Source organism: Novosphingobium lentum NBRC 107847 (assembly GCF_001590965.1).
GTDB lineage: Bacteria > Pseudomonadota > Alphaproteobacteria > Sphingomonadales > Sphingomonadaceae > Novosphingobium > Novosphingobium lentum.
Window position 1 is genome coordinate 1 of sequence record NZ_BCTW01000033.1, and the last position, 16,800, is coordinate 16,800.

The following is a 16,800-nucleotide window of genomic DNA, read 5'->3' on the forward strand; positions in this document are numbered from 1 at the left end:
GCCGCTTCCAGCCGTGAGGCTGGACAACGATTCCGTGAGGCGGGAAACAACACTCCCGCTAACCCGGCAGCAACCGCCCGCGCTCCCGCGCGACCAGCCCGGTCAGCCAGTCCTTGAACGCGCGGACGCGGGCGAGCTGGTGGGTGTCCTTGTGCGTCACCAGCCAGAAGCTGCGCAGGATGCGGCGTTCGGGGAGCACGGGCACGAGGCCCGCGTCGGCATCGCCGATGAAGCAGGGCAGCACGCCGATCCCCGCGCCCGCCGCGATCAGGCGGTGCTGCGCATTGATCGAGGAACTGCGCAGGCTGGCGACCAGCCCGGGGTGGATTTCGGCGAGGTAGCGCAGCTCGGGCGCATAGACCATGTCGGGGATATAGCCGACCAGCGGGTGCCCGTGCGCCAGGTCGGCGGGTCTTTCCGGCATGCCATGCGCGGCCAGATAGTCGGCCGAGGCGTACAGCCGCAGCGCGTAGTCCGACAGCTTGCCCGCGATCACCGGCCCGGCGCGCGGGCGCGACAGCGTGACGGCAAGGTCCGCCTCGCGCTTCGACGGGCTGAGGAAGCCGCTGTTGGCGACAAGATCGAGCACCAGCCGGGGGTGGCGCGCCATGAAATCGCGCACGTTGGCGGCCACGATCCATGTGCCGAAGCCCTCGGACACGCTGATGCGCAAGGTGCCGGTCGGGCCGCTGCCTTCGCGCGTGCTTTCGGCAATGCGCCCGGCGGCTTGGTCCATCGCCTCGACTTGCGCGAGCATCGCCTCGCCCGCCTCGGTCAGCACCTGGCCCTCGCGCGTCTGCTCGAACAGCGTCTGCCCCAGCCGCGCCTCCAGCCGACGCAGGCGGCGGCCCATGGTGGTGGCATCGACCCCGGCCAGTGCGGCGGCGCGCGACAGTTGCCCGCTGCGCGCGATCATGAGAAAATCCTGCAGGTCGCTCCAGTTCATCGCTGTTGTCCCGGTCCCGTCGTGTGTGCAGTCCGCTGTCGAACGTGCGCCACCGACCTGCAAATTTGCAGTCAAGCATTGCATGGACACGGCTTGCCTGCAATCGCCCGAGGGTGCACAGTGCCGTCACAGAATTGTAGTGAGAGGATACCTGTCCGCCCGGCCTGCCACATTCGTGGTGGCTTGAACGGCTGTTCCTCGCCAACGCACGAGGACAAGCAAAATGGCTACCGCGCTCAAGTTTGAACAGTCCACCGAAGCCGAAGAGATCGCCGCGCTCGTCGCCCGGTCACGCGCCGCGCAGGCGCAGATCGCCAACTACACGCAAGAGCAGGTCGACCAGCTGATCCGCGCGATGGTGTGGTCGGTCGCGCGCGAGGACGTGGCCGAAAAGATCGCGCAGCACACCGTCGATGAGACGCAGCTGGGCAATTACGACGGCAAGTATCTCAAGATCTTCCGCAAGACCCGCGCGACGTTGTACGACATCATCGACGACAAGTCGGTCGGCGTGCTCGAGGAAGATCCCGTGCGTAACATCGTCAAGATCGCCAAGCCGGTGGGCGTGATCGGCGCGCTGTCGCCCTCCACCAACCCGGAAGCGACCCCGGTGATCAAGGCGATTTCGGCGATCAAGGGCCGCAATTCGATCATCGTTGCGCCGCACCCGCGCGCCAAGCTGACCAACAAGCTGATCTGCGACCTGATGCGCGAAGCCATCGTCAAGATGGGCGCGCCGGCCGATCTGGTGCTCAGCATCGACATTCCCTCGGTCGAAAAGACCAACGAACTGATGCGCCAGTGCGATCGCGTGCTCGCCACCGGCGGTTCGCCGATGGTCAAGGCAGCGTACTCGAGCGGCACCCCGGCGCTGGGCGTGGGCGTGGGCAACGCGGTTATCACCGTGGACGAGACCGCCAACCTCGATGACGCGGCCGAAAAGATCCGCATCTCCAAGACGCTCGACCTTGCGGCATCGTGTTCGTCGGACAACGCGGTGATCCTGGTCGATGCGATCTACGACCAGATGCTCGAAAAGCTGATCCATCAGGGTGGCTACGTCGTGACGCCGGAAGAAAAGGCGCTGCTGCAGGCGACGATCTGGGTCGATGGCCACATCAACGCCAACGCGGTGGCGCAGCCTGCGGAAAAGATCGCGGGCATGGCCGGGTTCGGCCTGCCCGAAGGCAAGATCTTCTTCATCGTGCCCGAAACCGGCACGGGGCCCGAGCATCCGTTCTCGGGCGAGAAGATGACCGTGACTATGGCGCTCTACCGCGTGAAGGACATCGACGAGGCGATCGCGCTGACCAACACGATCCAGACCTATCAGGGCCAGGGCCATTCGTGCGGCATCTATTCGCAGTCGGACGCCAACATCATGAAGCTGGCCAACGGCACGCGCACCAGCCGCGTGATGGTCAACCAGCCGCAGTCCGCCTCGAATTCGGGCAACCTGTGGAACGGCATGCGCCAGACCTTCTCGCTCGGCTGCGGCAGCTGGGGCGGCAACGGCACCAACAACAACATCACCTGGCGCGACCTGATCAACGAGACGTGGGTGTCCAAGCCGCTCGCCACGCCCAAGGTGCTGCCCAGCGACGACGTGCTGTTCGGCAGCGTGATGGCCAAGCTGGCCTGATCACGGACGGGGCGCGGACAGCGATGCTGACATCCGCGCCCTGCGGTGGCCGTGCGTCGTCCGGCGATCCCGGCTCAGGCGGTAGCCTGTTCGGGCAGCGCGTCGCGGCGGCGCGTGGCGACGGCCTCGAACCGTTCGTGATAGCGCGGATGCTCGGTGCCCATCAACCGGTCCCACCAGGTGAAGTACAGGCCGTAGTTGTATTTGCCCTCGGTGTGGTGAAGGTCGTGGTGGGTGGTCGTGGTCATCCAGCGGGTCAGCGGCGAGCGGGTGAAGCCGCTCCACGCCAGCTCGAAGCCGGCATGGCCGAAGGCGTTGCGCGCGATCTGGTGGCCCATGACGATGAACGCGGCCCACGGCTCGATCGGTGCGACCAGCGAGACGATCACGAACATCGCCGGGATGTAGATCGATTCGGCCACCGCTTCGCCCCAGGCAAAGCTGTACGCGGCCCAGCTGGTGGGCGTGCGGCTGAGATGGTGCGTGGCGTGCGTCGCGCGGAACAGCGCGGGGCGGTGCAGCGAGCGGTGCATCCAGTAGAACCAGGTGTCATGCATCACGGTCATCGCCACGATCTGCGCCAGCAGCACGCCCAGGTGCGGTTCGCCGCGGTTGAGCGGGATCAGCCCTTTGCCGATCATGGCAAAGGTGATGAGGTTGACCACCGAGAACACCGCGATCGCGCGCACCGACTGGACGAATTCGCGGCGCCGGTCGGCATTGGTGGCTGCGCGGTTCTGGATGCGGCGATGCGCGATCGCGTTGCGGACCAGGTAATACAGCACCGCCACCCCGGCCGCGCCGGCCATGTAGCGCGCGAACTCGATCTGCACGCTGTGCAGCATGTGTCCGGCCACCAGCACGATCGTATCCATCTGCACGGTCCTCCAAGGCTATCCGGCCCGACGCGGTCGCTACCGTATGGCGCAAAATTGTTACGCCGCAAATCGACACATGCCCTCTGGGCCTCGACCAACACCATCGCTAGGACGCCGGCATGAACCAGTTTGCCCTGACCGAAGACCAGCTCGCCATCCAGGAGATGGCGCGCCGCTTCACCGCCGATGCGATCACGCCGTTCGCTGCGCAGTGGGACGAGGACCACACGTTCCCGCGCGACACGATTCGGCAGGCCGCCGAGCTCGGCTTCGCGGCGATCTATGTCAGCGAGGAATCGGGCGGGATCGGGCTGGGCCGGCTCGAATCGGCGCTGATCATGGAAGCGATGGCCTATGGCTGCCCCGCGACCAGCGCGTTCATCTCGATCCACAACATGTCGGCGTGGATGATCGACTGCTTCGGCGGTGAGGGCGTGAAGGCGAAATTCCTGCCCGGCCTGGTCACCATGGACCAGATCGCCAGCTACTGCCTGACCGAGCCGGGCTCGGGATCGGACGCCGCCGCGCTCAGGACCACGGCCAGGCTGGATGGCGATCATTATGTCGTCAACGGCACCAAGCAGTTCATCTCGGGCGGCGGGGTCAACGACATCTACGTGACGATGGCACGCACTGGCGTGGACGGACCCAAGGGCATCAGCTGCCTCGTCATCGAAAAGGACACGCCCGGCGTCAGCTTCGGTGCGCCCGAACGCAAGCTGGGCTGGAACGCCTCGCCCACCGCGCAAGTGATCTTCGACAACGTGCGCGTGCCGGTCGAGAACCGCGTCGGTGCGGAAGGCGACGGGTTCCGCTTCGCCATGGCCGGGCTCGACGGCGGGCGGCTCAACATCGGCGCCTGCTCGCTGGGCGGGGCGCAGCGCTGCCTCGACGAGGCGATCACCTATACCCGCGATCGCCAGCAGTTCGGCCAGTCGATCGCCGATTTCCAGAACACCCAGTTCACGCTGGCCGACATGGCCACCGATCTCGAAGCCGCGCGCGCGCTGCTCTACATGGCCGCCGCCAAAGTCAGCGACAACGCGCCCGACAAGACGCGCTTTTCGGCCATGGCCAAGCGGCTGGCGACCGACAACGGCAGCTCGATCGTCGACCGCGCGCTGCAGCTGTTCGGCGGCTACGGCTATCTCAAGGACTATCCGATCGAACGTTTCTGGCGCGATTTGCGGGTGCACTCGATCCTCGAGGGCACCAACCAGGTGATGCGGATGATCGTGGGAAGGGACCTGTTTCGCCAATGACCCAAGATGTTCTGGTCCACCGCGACGGGGCCGCCGGCCTGCTGTCGCTCAACCGCCCCAAGGCGATCCACGCGCTGACGCTGCCCATGGTCCACGCGATGACTGCCGGGATGCTCGGCTGGAAGGACGATGCGGGCGTGGAAGCGGTGATCATCGATCACGCGCTGCCCGCCGATGGCGATCCCAAGCTGTCGCGCGGGTTCTGCGCGGGCGGCGACATCGCGTTCCTGCGCAACTCCGCGCTGAACGACGATGGGGTTTCGGGGCGCAAGTTCTTCCACGACGAATACCAGCTCAACCATCTGATCTTCACCTACCCCAAGCCCGTGGTGGCATTCATGGACGGGATCACCATGGGCGGCGGCGTGGGCATCTCGCAGCCCGCCAAATTCCGCGTGGCGACCGAGGCGACGCGCTTCGCCATGCCTGAATCGGGCATCGGGCTGTTTCCCGATGTCGGCGGCGGCTGGATCCTGTCGCGGCTCAAGGGGCGGCTGGGGCAGTACTTGGCGCTCACCGGCGCACGGCTCGATGGCGCGGACTGCCTGTGGGCCGGGCTGGCGACGCACTACCTGCCCGGCGCCGCGCTGGCCGAGGCCAAGCGCCGCATCGCCGCCGATCCGCATCATGTGCCGGATATCCTGGCCGAACTGTCGGTCGCGCCCCCGCCCGCCAAAATCGCAGCCCACGCCGCCCTGATCGCGCGCACGTTCGCGTCGGACAGGCTGGAGGACATCCTTGCCGCGCTGCAGGCCGAAGGCGGCGAATGGGCGGACAAGGAACTCGCCACGCTCGCCACCAAAAGCCCGCAGACCTGCAAGGTCGCGCTGCGCCAGCTGGCCGACAGCGCGCGGATGTCCAGTTTTGCCGACAACATGATGATGGAATACCGCATCGCCAGCCGCGTGCTGACCCGCCCCGATTTTGCCGAGGGCGTGCGCGCGGTGATCGTCGACAAGGACAACGCGCCCCAATGGAACCCGGCCACGCCCGAAGGCGTGACCGACGCGCTGGTCGATTCGATTTTCGCTCCTTTGCCTGCGGGCGAGGAATGGCAGCCGCTTTGATGTAACGCGTTACGCGCGTTTGGAGAGAACCCATGGCAGACTACGAAACCATCCTCGTCGAGCAGCAGGGCGCGGTCACGCTGATCACGCTCAACCGCCCGCAGGCCTTGAACGCCTTGAATTCGCAGGTTCTGGAAGACCTCGTCGCTGCGTTCGGCGCGTTCGAGGCCGATCCGGCGCAGCGGTGCGCGGTGCTCACCGGCTCGGGCGAAAAGGCCTTTGCCGCCGGCGCCGACATCAAGGAAATGGCCGACAAGCCGGCGTCCGATTTCTATGCCGAAGACTTCTTTGCCAAGTGGACCAGCCATCTGGTCAAGGCCACGCGCAAGCCGTGGATCGCCGCAGTCAACGGCTTTGCGCTGGGTGGCGGTTGCGAGCTGGCGATGATGGCCGACTTCATCATCGCGGCCGATACCGCCAAGTTCGGCCAGCCCGAGATCAAGCTGGGCGTCGCGCCGGGCATGGGCGGATCGCAGCGCCTGACGCGCGCGGTGGGCAAGGCCAAGGCGATGGAAATGTGCCTGACCGGTCGCATGATGGACGCCACCGAAGCCGAACGCTCGGGCCTTGTCGCGCGGGTGGTGCCGCTGGCCGGGCTGGTCGAGGATGCGCTCAAGACCGCAACCACGATCGCCGGGATGCCGCCGCTTGCCGCGATGATCAACAAGGAGATGGTGAACGCCGCGTTCGAGACCGGGCTCGACCAGGGCCTGCTGACCGAACGCCGCATGTTCCAGATCCTGACCGCGACCGAGGACAAGGCCGAAGGCATGAAAGCCTTCATCGAAAAGCGTCCCGGGGTGTGGACGGGCCGTTAGGCATTTTTTGGCCCTCACCCCTTCAGGGGAGAGGGTTGGGAGTGGGGGCAGACAGACGCTCCCCTCTCCAACTTCGGCTAGGCGCAGACGCGCCAAGCCTGGGTATCCTCTCCCCCGACGTGGCGAGGACACAGGAGAAAGCACAATGAAAATCGCATTTATCGGTTTGGGCAACATGGGCGGCGGCATGGCCGCGAACCTCGTCAAGGCGGGCCATTCGGTCAACGCGTTCGATCTCGCGCCCGAAGCGCTGGCGCGTGCCAAGGACAACGGCTGCGCGCCGTTCACTTCGGTCAAGGAGGCGGTGCAAGGTGCCGATGCGGTGGTGTCGATGCTGCCCAACGGCGCCATCGTCAACAGCGTCTATTCGGCCGACGTGATCGGCCACGCGCCACAGTCGGCGTTGCTGCTCGATTGCTCGACGATCGACGTCGCCACTGCGCGCACCGTCGGTTCGGCAGCCGATGCGGCGGGCTATGCCATGGTCGATGCGCCGGTCTCGGGCGGGATCGCGGCGGCCAACGGCGGCACGCTGACGTTCATGGTCGGCGGCAGCGACGATGCGTTCGCGCGCGCCGAGCCGATCCTGTCGGCGATGGGCAAGACCGTGATCCACGCGGGGGCCAGCGGCGCGGGGCAGGCGGCCAAGATCTGCAACAACATGCTGCTCGGCGCCTCGATGGTCGCCACGTGCGAAACCTTCGCCATGGCCGAAAAGCTCGGGCTCGACCTGCAGACGTTCTACGACATCTCGTCCAAGGCCTCGGGCCAGAACTGGTCGATGACCAGCTATTGCCCGGTCCCCGGTGTCGGCCCGCAGACCCCGGCGGACAACGGCTACCAGGGCGGTTTCGCGACCGCGCTGATGCTCAAGGATCTGAAGCTGGCGATGGCGGCGGCCAAGGACGCCGGGGCCGACGTCCCGATGGGCTCACGCGCCGAGGAACTTTACGCGAAGTTTGCCGAAGCGGGCAACGGCGGGCTCGATTTTTCGGCGATCATCAAGACTTTGTAGGGATGGGAAGCTTGGCGGCCTGAATGCCTTGCCTCCACCCGCTCATCGCGAGCCCATCGACAAGCTCTGGGCTCGACACGAGCGGGGTGGAACAGGTTCCCCGAACGTCGTCGGCTCTAGTCCGTCACCCGCGCGATGATCTGGCCGATCGGATCGTCGTTGCGCGCGCGGGCGGTCTTGGTAACCGGGCGCGGCGCGTCCCACGATTGCGCGGTATAGCTGCGCACCGGATAGGGCTGCGCCGGATAGCTGCGACTCGCGGCGGGTGTGGCCGAATAGGATAAGTTGCGCGTTGCCGGGGTCATCGCCGGGCCGCCGCGCGCGGTCTCGGGCACGATGCCTTTGAGGAAATCCGATCCGATGCGCGATCGCGCGGGCATTCCGCTCGCCAGCGCGGCGGTGCGCGGCGAAACTTGCGCCGATGCCAGCTGCACGCCTTCGCCGATCTGGGCCTTCTGCGGATAGATGAAGCCGTTGACCGGCCAGCGCGTGGTGCCCAGCCCCTGAATCGGCGCGAACCACACGCGCACTTCGCTCCAGTCGTTGGCGTCCGAAACGTCGACCGCGCGCACGTTGTCCTCCACCTGGCCGCGCCGCCCGTTGATCGGCGACCAGTTGGCGTGGCGCAGCAGCACCGTGCGCGAATCGAGCACTTTGCTGACCGCTGCGACATGGCCCAGCACCATGCTGCCATAAGGGCGGAAGCTCATCACCGCGCCGACGCGCGGCTGGTTGCCGCGGGCATAGCGGCCGGCGGCCTGGCCCCACCAGGTGTGCGCATCGCCGAACAGGTTGATGCCCGTCACTTCGCGGGCATAGGGAACGCATTGCAGGTAGGGCAGTTGCTGGATGGTAACGTCGGGCGCCTGCCCGAAATCCAGATTCGCCGGGGCCGCCTCTGCACCCGTGGCGAGGAAAATGGCTAACGCCGCGATATTGCCGGTCCAACCCTTCATAGCGGCACATATCTGCCGTTCGGGTTAGTTTAGCCCTCACGGGACTGGTTAACATTGGATAAGGAAAGACCTTACAATCGTTTTATCGCGTGCGCGGCATATGCTTCGCGCCTTGTAATCGATGCCGTCACAGGCCACGGGGGGCCATGCGCCCGCAGGTAATCATCATCGGCCGACCCAACGTCGGCAAGTCCACGCTGTTCAACCGTCTCGTCGGCAAGCGACTGGCGCTGGTGGACGACCAGCCGGGCGTCACGCGCGATCGCCGTTTTGGCGAGGCAAACCTGCTCGGTTTGGAGTTCACCATCGTCGATACCGCCGGGTGGGAGGATGACGATGCGGCCAGCCTGCCGGGCCGGATGCGCGCGCAGACCGAAGCCGCGCTGGTCGGCGCCACGCTGGCGCTGTTCACGATCGACGCGCGCGCCGGGCTGACCCCGCTGGACGAGGAAATCGCCCGCTGGTTGCGCGCCAGCAAAGTGCCGGTGGTGCTGATCGCCAACAAGGCCGAAGGCCGCGCCGGCGATCACGGCCTGTTCGAATCGTTCAAGCTGGGCTTCGGCGATCCGGTCGGACTGTCGGCCGAACATGGCGAGGGCATGGGCGACCTGTTCGAGGCGCTGCTGCCGCACCTTGAAGGCACCACGCCCGAGGAAGAGCCCGATTTCGAGGAAGACGATCCCAAGGCGCCGCTGAAGCTGGCCATCGTCGGGCGGCCCAACGCGGGCAAGTCCACGCTGATCAACCGGCTGCTGGGCGAAGACCGCCTGCTCACTGGGCCCGAAGCGGGGATAACCCGCGATTCGATCGCGATCGACTGGCAGTGGCGCGACCAGAAAACGCGCGAGCTGCGCGACGTGCGGCTGATCGATACCGCGGGCATGCGCAAGAAGGCGCTGGTCATCGAAAAGCTGGAAAAGCTGGCCGTCGCCGATGCGCGCCACGCGGTCGATTTCGCCGAAGTGGTGGTGCTGCTGCTCGATGCCACGCGCGGGCTGGAACATCAGGATCTCAAGATCGCCTCGCTGGTGCTGGAAGAAGGCCGCGCGCTGATCATCGCGATCAACAAGTGGGACATCGCCGAAGACGCCAGCGGGCTGTTCGCGGGCGTGCGCGCCGCGCTGGAAGACGGGCTGGCGCAAGTGCGCGGCGTGCCGCTGATCGCGGTTTCCGCGCGCACCGGCAAAGGGCTCAACGAACTTATCTCGGCCGCGTTCGACTTGCGCGTGTCGTGGTCCAAGCGCGTGCCCACGTCCGCGCTCAACCGCTGGTTCGACGATGCGCTGGCCGCCAATCCGCCGCCCGCGCCCGGCGGCAAGCGGATCAAACTGCGCTACATCACCCAGGCCAAGACCCGGCCACCCGGCTTCGTATTGTTCGGCACGCGGCTGGACCAGCTGCCCGAAAGCTATCGCCGTTACCTCGTCAACGGCATCCGCCGCGAGCTGGGGTTCGATGCGGTGCCGATCCGGCTGACGCTGCGCAGCGCCAAGAACCCGTTCGCGCCGACGTAGCATCTGGGTTGCCGGCTAGCGTCGGAGCCGTCCAAAACGGAACGCGCCTCACCACTGCTTGATGATGCTGTTGCGCAAGTCGTGGATGCTGATCTTGTCCAGCCCGGCTTTCTTGCGTGCCGCGTCCCAGCTGCCGAACACCGAGTTGAACGGCTTCCGGGTCTTGGGGTTGATGATCATGTGCGAACAGTCGTCGGCGCGCGGCAGCTGCTTCAGCACTTCGATGGCGGGCGGGGACAGCCGGATTTGCGTGCCCTTGGCCAGTTTACCCGACGGAATGACCCACAACTGCAGCGGCCAGTTCACGTCTTCCCACTTGGCCGCGAGCAGTTCCTGGAACCGCGCACCGGTAAACACCACCAGCGCGACGATGAATTTCAGCTGCGTATTGTGGCTGTCCTCGACCGCGCGCTTCAGGCGATCCCACTCGTCGGTGGTCAGCTGGCGGTGGCTGTAGTTCCCGGGGTTGAGCAACGACAGGCTCTGCAGCGGATTGGCGGCGGAGAACAGGTCCTGCACCTTGCGATGGATCGCTTCCGCCCGTGCGCCGGGTCCGCTGCCGCCAGACGCGCTGCCTCCGGCCCCGCTGCCGCCAGAACCGCTGCCGCCAGAACCATTGCCGATCGATCCGGGGCCGCCGCCCTGCCGGTCGGGATGGGTCAACTCGCCGTCAAGCAGCGCTGCCGAAGTCTGCGGCAGACCCAGCGTGTTCGACAGCATCTCCACCGTCACGGCATTGGTGGGGTCCCAGATGCGCGACGCGCCGGTATCCGTCGAGGGCGATAGCCCGTTCTTCGACAGCAGGTATGGCGATACGCGGTGGCTGGGCGACAGCCCGCCGAGCCCGTCGCTGATCAGCGGATTGACGAATTCGATGCCGTGGCCGCGCCGGTGCAGCCGCCGCACGGTCGCGACGACCAGCTGGCATTCGCCGAAATCGACGATGATCTGGGTGCCCATCGGAACGTCGATCAGCCCTTCGACCAGCGCGCCCGATTCGGACAGGTTGCGGATCAGCACCGGGTGGTAATAGCAGCCCAGGATGGCGCCGGCCTTGCGGTACATCGAACGCCGGTCGCTGCGGTGGCGGGCAGGGCCCTCGGGCGGGATCGACCAGTTGCCGCTTGCCAGCTGCTCGCACAGCTCGTCATTGGCAATCGCCTTGCTGTAGACCCAGCCCTGGATGTGGCTGACCCCGAGTTTGCGCATCAGGTCGAGCTGGTCGAGCGATTCGATGCCCTCTGCCGTCGTCTCCATGTCGAGAGCGCCCGCCAGCGCGACGATCGCGGCGATGATCGCGCCGTTGCGCGATCCCGGCAGCGTTGCCCCGCGCACGAAGCTCTGGTCGATCTTGATCTTGTCGAACGGCGCGGTCTTGAGATAGCCGAGCGACGAATATCCGGTGCCGAAATCGTCGAGCGCCAGCCGCACGCCGATGTTCTTGAGCGTGGTGAACATCGTATCGGTTTCGGTCGATTCGCTCAGGAACACGCCTTCGGTCAGTTCCAGTTCCAGCCGCGCGGGCAGCAGGCCCGAATTGGCCAGCGCGGACATCACGATCCTGGGAAACGCCTCGTTCGCGAACTGGATCGGCGATACGTTGACCGCCACGCGGATGTCGGCGGGCCAGCTGGCGGCATCGTCGCACGCCTTGCGCAGGATCCATTCGCCCAGGTTTTCGATCAGGTTGGCTTCTTCGGCGATCGGGATGAACAGCGCCGGCGAGATCGGGCCGCGCGTGGGATGATGCCAGCGGATCAGCGCCTCGACCCCGGTGACCCGGTTGGTCGCGGTGCTGACGATCGGCTGGTAGAACATCGCCAGCTCGTCCTTGACCAGCGCATCGCGCAAGTCTTCCTCGAGCACGCGGCGGTCTTCGGCCGTCTGCAGCAGCTCGGTCGAAAAGAAGCGGTAACAGCCGCGCCCGCTGCCCTTGGCGGAATACAGCGCCAGATCGACGTTGCGCATCAGTTCCTCACTGGTGCGCCCGTCGGCCGGGCCCACGGCCAGCCCCACCGATGCCCCGATGACGCAGCGGCTGCCCTCGACCGAATACGGCTGCGACAGGCTGGCGATGATGTTGTGGGCGATTTCGCCCAGTTCGCCACGGTCTTTCACGTCGGGCAGGATGATCTGGAATTCGTCGCCGCCCAGCCGGAAGATCTTGGTCTTGTCGCCGATGATCTTGAGCAGCCTGCCCGAGACCTGCACCAGCAGGGCATCGCCAGCGGGATGGCCCAGCGAATCGTTGACCTGCTTGAACCGGTCGAGATCGACCAGCAGCACCGCGCACGACCGCCCGGGAAAATCGAGCGTGAGCAGGCTCTCCTCCAGCCGCCGGGACATGCTCAGGCGGTTGGGCAGCCCGGTCAGCGCGTCGAACATCGCCAGCTGCGATGCCGATTGCGAGGATTGCAGCTGCTCGGTCACGTCGACCGCGTAACCGAGGTAACCCCGGAAATGGCGGTCGGCATCCATCTGCGCGCGGCCCGAAACTTCCCACCAGCGTTGCTCGCCGGGGTTGACGGTGCGCAGCGTCAGCTTCTCGAAACTGGAGTGTCGGCTCAGCACGAACGGCAGCCGGTCGCGCGCCGATACCGCGTTCTCCGATGGTGCGAACAGGTCCGCGAACGGAGTCCCCAGAACCCTGTCGCCGATGTCGCCGAACAGGCTGGCGACGCTGTCGGACAAATAGGTCAGGTTGCCGACGCTGTCGGTGGCCCAGAACCAGCCCTTGTTCGAATTCTCGAAGTTTTCGAACAGGGAAATTTCCAGCCCGCCGACCGGCGCAGGCGCTGGCCCCGGCAGGCTGGCTGCGGCCTTCGTCGGGAGAAATTTCAGGAAACTGGGTCGAGACATCGCGTGGCCGAACTCGATTCCTGAAAGTCATTGCCCATCGACGACCAAGGGCGGCACTGGTGCCGCTCCCGATCACCGTCGAGTACAGACTATACGGTTTCTTGGTTGCTGAAGCGTAAATGCCCCTAGTCTGCCTGAAACTGAGAATACACACCGACAAATCGCCGCAAGCCTGGTCGCGGTCTTGCAGTATTCACCGAAATGGATGTTTCGCGCGGAGCAAAAAATCGCCGCAATTCAAAGCTGTCGGCAGGCTGGTAGGGCTACAGGAAGTTGTTGGGCCAGATCATCGTGCGCCACATGTGCGCGCTGGGCGAGGCATCGAAGCCGAGCCCTTCGGCGGGCTGGCGGAAGTGGCGGGCGATGATGCCGCCGAACACCTCGGGATCGACCGGTTCGTAATCGTCGAAGAAATACGTGTCGTACAGCGTGACCAGCCGCGCCGATCTGTAGAACGGATGCGCCATCGCGACTTCGGCGTCGCGGCGGATGTAGTCGGGCACCGCGTAATCGGGCCCGAAGAAGCGGTGGTAGCTTTCGGGGTAGGCGTATCCGGCGGCGGGATCGGGCGTATAGCGCAGCGCCTGATGGTATTGCACTGCGAAGGCCACTTCCTCGCTGACGTAGGGTGCGATCAGTTGCGCGCTCCAGTAACCGTGGTCGCAGCGGATCAGGCAGCCGTTGGAAATGTCGTGCAGCAGGCAGGCGAGCACCACCGGTTCGGGCTGGTCATCGTCGAGCGCGCGCTTGGCGCTGGTGTACAAGTGGCGCACGGTGAGGTCGCCGAACCGGCAGCGGAAGAAGTCGAGCAGTTGCGGGCGATCGGGCATGCGCGGCAGGGCGGGATTATCGCCCATCATCATCACCGTCTTGGGGTTGAGCCGGGCGAGCAGCTCCATCTCGTCATCGACGAACGCGGTGCCTTTCCAGCCGACCGGCGAAGGATAGATCTGCCGCTCGCGCCCGGCTTGCGGGTAAGGGCGGTCGTGGGGTTGCGGTGCGTCGGCCATGCCGCGCGTCATACCGCCTCTCCGCGAGATTGTCGAAGCGAACGACGGGAACCTCAGTTGGGCGCCACCACAATCGAGATGCGGCGGTTGCGCGGATCGGCGGGGTTGTCCTCGATCAGCGGTTCGCGGTCGGCCACGCCCTCGATCCGGCGGAAACGCGTTTCGCCGATGCCGGTGCGCATCATCGCCTGGCGCGTCGCCTCGGCCCGTCCGGCGGACAGCGACCAGTTGTTCGCGGTCATGCCCGGTCGCCATGGCAGCGCATCGGTGTGGCCGCGGATGGTCAGCCCGCCCGCCTCGGGTGCCACGGTCTGCGAGATCGCGCGCAGCAGCAGCGCGGCATCGGGGGTAAGCAGGGTGGTGCCCAGCTGGAACATCGAGAAATCGGCATCGTCGACCAGATCGATCCGCACGCCTTCGGTGGTGTCGACCATCCGCACCTGCCGCGCCAGCTTGCGCAGCTGGTCGCTGGCTTTCAGCTTTTCCTGCAGGCGCGACTGCATCGATTTGATCGTGCCCGATCCCTCCTTGGGGCCGCCGGTGGCATCGCGCGGGATCGTCAGCGTCTTGGTGCCGGTCTGCCCGGCGCGGTGCGCGTAGTGATCGGCATCGGTGATCGACGATCCGCCGAGCAGCCCGTTGGACCCGGCGCTGTTCTGCCGCATCTTGACCAGCGTGGGGGTGAAATAGTCGGCAATGCCCTTGCGCTGCTTCTCGGTGGTCGCGCCCAGCAGCCACAGCAGCAGGAAGAACGCCATCATCGCGGTGACGAAGTCGGCATAGGCGACCTTCCACGCGCCGCCGTGGTGACCGCCGGCGACGATGGTCACCTTCTTGACGATGATCGGGGCAGGCGGCGGGGCGTTCTTGCCGGTCGGGGACTTGGCCATTGCTATCGGTTCCTGATGAAGTCGGCACCCGCCCGCTCCCCCGCCCGGCCACCCAACGAGTGTAGCCTGGGGGTGGCCGGGTGGGGGAGCGGGCTGGTGCCGCCCCGACGGCAGTCGGACGCCATCATCTCCCGCGCATCGCGTCGAGCAGTTCCGACAGGCCGGGGCGGAACGCATGGCCCAGGCCGGAGCGTGCGCTTTCCACCACCAGCGGCTGCGGCCAGCCGTGCAGGCTCGCGATGATCACCTGCTTGACCGCGTGGAAGATCATCTCGTCCTGATCGACGATCTGCTTGAGCCGGCCCGACAGCGGCGCGACGATGCCATAAGCCATCAGCACGCCCATGAACGTTCCGACCAGCGCCGAACCGATCATCCCGCCCAGCACCGACGGTGGCTTGTCGATCGAGCCCATCGTCTTGACGATGCCGAGCACGGCGGCGACGATGCCCAGCGCGGGCAGGGCGTCGGCCAGGTTCTGCAGCGCGTGCTGCGGCTCGATCATCTCGTGGAACGTTGTCTTCATCGCCGCGTCCATCACTTCCTCGACCGCGTGGACTTCCAGCGTGCCCGACGACACCACCATCAGCGTCAGCGTATCGGCGATCAGCGAGATCAGCGGCTTGTTGCTCAGCAACCGGGGGAATTCGGCGAAGATGGTGGAGCTGGCCGGATCGGTGACGTGGCTTTCCAGCGCGACCGGGCCGTCGCTGCGCAGCACTTTCATCAGCCGCGTGCACAGCAGGATCGCGTCGATGTGATCCTGCTTGGTGTGCTTGGGCCCCTTGAACACTTTGGCGAAACCGCCGCCGATGGCTTTGAGCTCATGCATCGAGTTGCCGGTGACGGTGGCGCCGATCGCTGCGCCGCCGATGATCAGCATCTCGTGCGGGATGGCTTCCATCACCGGCCCCAGCGCGCCTCCGGTGATGGCGAAGCCGCCAAACACCATGACGAGCAGAATGACCATTCCGATGCCAGCAAACATGGTAAATTTCCTCAGGCAAAAAAAGGGCGCGGATCAGTGCAGCACGTCGAACAGCGACAGTGATGACAGCTTGGCGAAACTGGCCTGGCTCGCCTGCAGCACCAGCATCGTCTGCTGCAGTTGCGCCACGGTGGAAGCGATGTCGGTGCCGCCCAGCGTCGATTGCTGGCTGGAGCGCGCCTCGGACACGACCTGGCGGTGCTGCGTGGTCTGGTCGATCCACGCCAGCCGAGAGCCGACCACGGTCTGGCTGGTGGTGACCGAATCCAGCGCGGTCTGCAGCGAACCCAACGCATTCTTGGCCGCAGCGGGCGCAGCGGTGCCGCCAGCCTTCAGTGCATCGGCCAGCGTCTTGACCACTTTCATCAGATCGGTCGAGGTGCCGCCTGCGGTGAACGACAGGAAATCGGGGCCGGTCACGCCCTTGCCCACGACCTGGCCCTCGCCGAGCGACACCTCGCCCGCGCTGGCGGTACCGGCGTAGACCGCGTTGCCCGTGGCATCGAGCGTGTAGGCGTCGCCCGCCGACTGGCCGCCGAACAGCGCATGCCCCGCCGAGTCGCGGCTGTTGGCCAGCGCCACGAGATTGCCGTGGATCTGGCCGAGCTCGGTCCCGATCCCGGCGCGCTGCGCGTCGGTCAGCGTGCTGCTGGCGGCCTGCGTCGCCAGTTCCTGCACGCGCTGGATATTGTCGCCAAAGCTGGTCAGCGCGTTGTCGGCCAGGTTGAGGTCGGAACTGGCACCGTCGGCTGCGGTGGTATCGATGGCCGACAGCGTGGTGGCGCGGGTCAGCTGGCGCAGCTGCGATGCGGCCAGCGGATTGTCGGACGACTGGGTGAGCTTGGCGCCCGTCGAGATCTGCGACTGCAGTGTGTTCGCCTGCGTGCGCAATGCGTTCATGTCGATCGTCGCGCGATCGTAGAATGCGGTGGTGCTGGTGCCGATGATCGTCATG

The 16,800-nt window shown here is 66.1% G+C and carries 14 protein-coding genes; 6 read left to right on the plus strand and 8 right to left on the minus strand.

Features of this window, described 5'->3' with window-relative positions; all coding sequences use genetic code 11:
* Window positions 1-58: 58 nt before the first annotated feature.
* On the minus strand, window positions 59-946 hold the full coding sequence (locus tag NL2_RS19670; protein ID WP_068078093.1) for a LysR family transcriptional regulator: 888 nt from the start codon (window positions 944-946) through the stop codon (window positions 59-61).
* A 223-nt stretch (window positions 947-1,169) separates the two neighbouring features.
* On the opposite strand from NL2_RS19670, the gene NL2_RS19675 reads away from it, so the two are divergent.
* Entirely contained in the window at window positions 1,170-2,588 is a 1,419-nt protein-coding gene (locus NL2_RS19675; protein ID WP_068078096.1) for an aldehyde dehydrogenase family protein, read from the plus strand.
* Window positions 2,589-2,662: 74 nt separating this feature from the next.
* On the opposite strand, the gene NL2_RS19680 is transcribed toward NL2_RS19675, so the two are convergent.
* Entirely contained in the window at window positions 2,663-3,463 is an 801-nt protein-coding gene (locus NL2_RS19680) for a sterol desaturase family protein (RefSeq protein ID WP_068078100.1), read from the minus strand.
* Window positions 3,464-3,585: 122 nt separating this feature from the next.
* On the opposite strand from NL2_RS19680, the gene NL2_RS19685 reads away from it, so the two are divergent.
* From NL2_RS19685 to mmsB, 4 genes are all read left to right on the plus strand, one after another.
* Window positions 3,586-4,728: an acyl-CoA dehydrogenase family protein gene (locus tag NL2_RS19685; RefSeq protein WP_068078104.1), complete on the plus strand. Its 1,143-nt coding sequence runs from the start codon at window positions 3,586-3,588 to the stop codon at window positions 4,726-4,728.
* A complete protein-coding gene (locus NL2_RS19690) occupies window positions 4,725-5,795 on the plus strand; it encodes an enoyl-CoA hydratase/isomerase family protein (protein WP_068078108.1) in 1,071 nt (356 codons plus the stop codon). Before NL2_RS19685 ends, NL2_RS19690 begins: the two co-directional genes overlap by 4 nt.
* A 32-nt stretch (window positions 5,796-5,827) precedes the next feature.
* On the plus strand, window positions 5,828-6,613 hold the full coding sequence (locus tag NL2_RS19695; protein ID WP_068078109.1) for an enoyl-CoA hydratase-related protein: 786 nt from the start codon (window positions 5,828-5,830) through the stop codon (window positions 6,611-6,613).
* Window positions 6,614-6,758: 145 nt separating this feature from the next.
* Window positions 6,759-7,628 (plus strand): 3-hydroxyisobutyrate dehydrogenase, encoded by an 870-nt coding sequence (mmsB, locus tag NL2_RS19700; RefSeq protein WP_068078112.1) that lies wholly within the window; start codon window positions 6,759-6,761, stop codon window positions 7,626-7,628.
* A 116-nt stretch (window positions 7,629-7,744) separates the two neighbouring features.
* Here the strand turns inward: mmsB and NL2_RS20920 are convergent, their stop codons facing one another.
* The gene (locus NL2_RS20920) at window positions 7,745-8,584 is read right to left on the minus strand and encodes a CHAP domain-containing protein (RefSeq protein ID WP_084356237.1); all 840 of its coding nucleotides are present in this window, start codon (window positions 8,582-8,584) and stop codon (window positions 7,745-7,747) included.
* A 146-nt stretch (window positions 8,585-8,730) separates the two neighbouring features.
* Between NL2_RS20920 and der the strand changes: the two genes are divergently transcribed.
* Window positions 8,731-10,098, plus strand: coding sequence for a ribosome biogenesis GTPase Der (gene der, locus NL2_RS19710; RefSeq protein ID WP_068078116.1), 1,368 nt, complete (start codon window positions 8,731-8,733; stop codon window positions 10,096-10,098).
* A gap of 48 nt (window positions 10,099-10,146) precedes the next feature.
* Here the strand turns inward: der and NL2_RS19715 are convergent, their stop codons facing one another.
* The 5 genes from NL2_RS19715 to NL2_RS19735 all read right to left on the minus strand — a co-directional run bounded on the left by NL2_RS19715 (window position 10,147) and on the right by NL2_RS19735 (window position 16,799).
* Window positions 10,147-12,957, minus strand: coding sequence for an EAL domain-containing protein (locus tag NL2_RS19715; RefSeq protein WP_068078119.1), 2,811 nt, complete (start codon window positions 12,955-12,957; stop codon window positions 10,147-10,149).
* Between the two features lie 263 nt (window positions 12,958-13,220).
* Window positions 13,221-13,979, minus strand: a complete 759-nt coding sequence (locus NL2_RS19720) for a hypothetical protein (RefSeq protein WP_218006133.1) — start codon at window positions 13,977-13,979, stop codon at window positions 13,221-13,223.
* Window positions 13,980-14,020: 41 nt separating this feature from the next.
* Window positions 14,021-14,857, minus strand: a complete 837-nt coding sequence (locus NL2_RS19725; protein WP_068078122.1) for a flagellar motor protein MotB — start codon at window positions 14,855-14,857, stop codon at window positions 14,021-14,023.
* 124 nt (window positions 14,858-14,981) lie between these two features.
* Window positions 14,982-15,845 (minus strand): flagellar motor stator protein MotA, encoded by an 864-nt coding sequence (gene motA / locus NL2_RS19730; protein ID WP_068078125.1) that lies wholly within the window; start codon window positions 15,843-15,845, stop codon window positions 14,982-14,984.
* 33 nt (window positions 15,846-15,878) lie between these two features.
* On the minus strand, window positions 15,879-16,799 hold the full coding sequence (locus NL2_RS19735) for a flagellin N-terminal helical domain-containing protein (protein ID WP_068078128.1): 921 nt from the start codon (window positions 16,797-16,799) through the stop codon (window positions 15,879-15,881).
* Window position 16,800: the final 1 nt, after the last annotated feature.

Bases quoted from the DNA above. Each gene is read 5' to 3' on its own strand.
- NL2_RS19715 (WP_068078119.1), bottom strand. From the start codon at position 12,957: ATGTCTCGACCCAGTTTCCTGAAATTTCTCCCGACGAAGGCCGCAGCC.
- NL2_RS19735 (WP_068078128.1), bottom strand. From the start codon at position 16,799: ATGACGATCATCGGCACCAGCACCACCGCATTCTACGATCGCGCGACG.
- NL2_RS19695 (WP_068078109.1), top strand. From the start codon at position 5,828: ATGGCAGACTACGAAACCATCCTCGTCGAGCAGCAGGGCGCGGTCACG.
- NL2_RS19675 (WP_068078096.1), top strand. From the start codon at position 1,170: ATGGCTACCGCGCTCAAGTTTGAACAGTCCACCGAAGCCGAAGAGATC.
- mmsB (WP_068078112.1), top strand. From the start codon at position 6,759: ATGAAAATCGCATTTATCGGTTTGGGCAACATGGGCGGCGGCATGGCC.
- motA (WP_068078125.1), bottom strand. From the start codon at position 15,845: ATGTTTGCTGGCATCGGAATGGTCATTCTGCTCGTCATGGTGTTTGGC.
- NL2_RS19685 (WP_068078104.1), top strand. From the start codon at position 3,586: ATGAACCAGTTTGCCCTGACCGAAGACCAGCTCGCCATCCAGGAGATG.
- NL2_RS19680 (WP_068078100.1), bottom strand. From the start codon at position 3,463: ATGGATACGATCGTGCTGGTGGCCGGACACATGCTGCACAGCGTGCAG.
- NL2_RS19720 (WP_218006133.1), bottom strand. From the start codon at position 13,979: ATGACGCGCGGCATGGCCGACGCACCGCAACCCCACGACCGCCCTTAC.
- NL2_RS19690 (WP_068078108.1), top strand. From the start codon at position 4,725: ATGACCCAAGATGTTCTGGTCCACCGCGACGGGGCCGCCGGCCTGCTG.
- NL2_RS19670 (WP_068078093.1), bottom strand. From the start codon at position 946: ATGAACTGGAGCGACCTGCAGGATTTTCTCATGATCGCGCGCAGCGGG.
- NL2_RS19725 (WP_068078122.1), bottom strand. From the start codon at position 14,857: ATGGCCAAGTCCCCGACCGGCAAGAACGCCCCGCCGCCTGCCCCGATC.
- NL2_RS20920 (WP_084356237.1), bottom strand. From the start codon at position 8,584: ATGAAGGGTTGGACCGGCAATATCGCGGCGTTAGCCATTTTCCTCGCC.
- der (WP_068078116.1), top strand. From the start codon at position 8,731: ATGCGCCCGCAGGTAATCATCATCGGCCGACCCAACGTCGGCAAGTCC.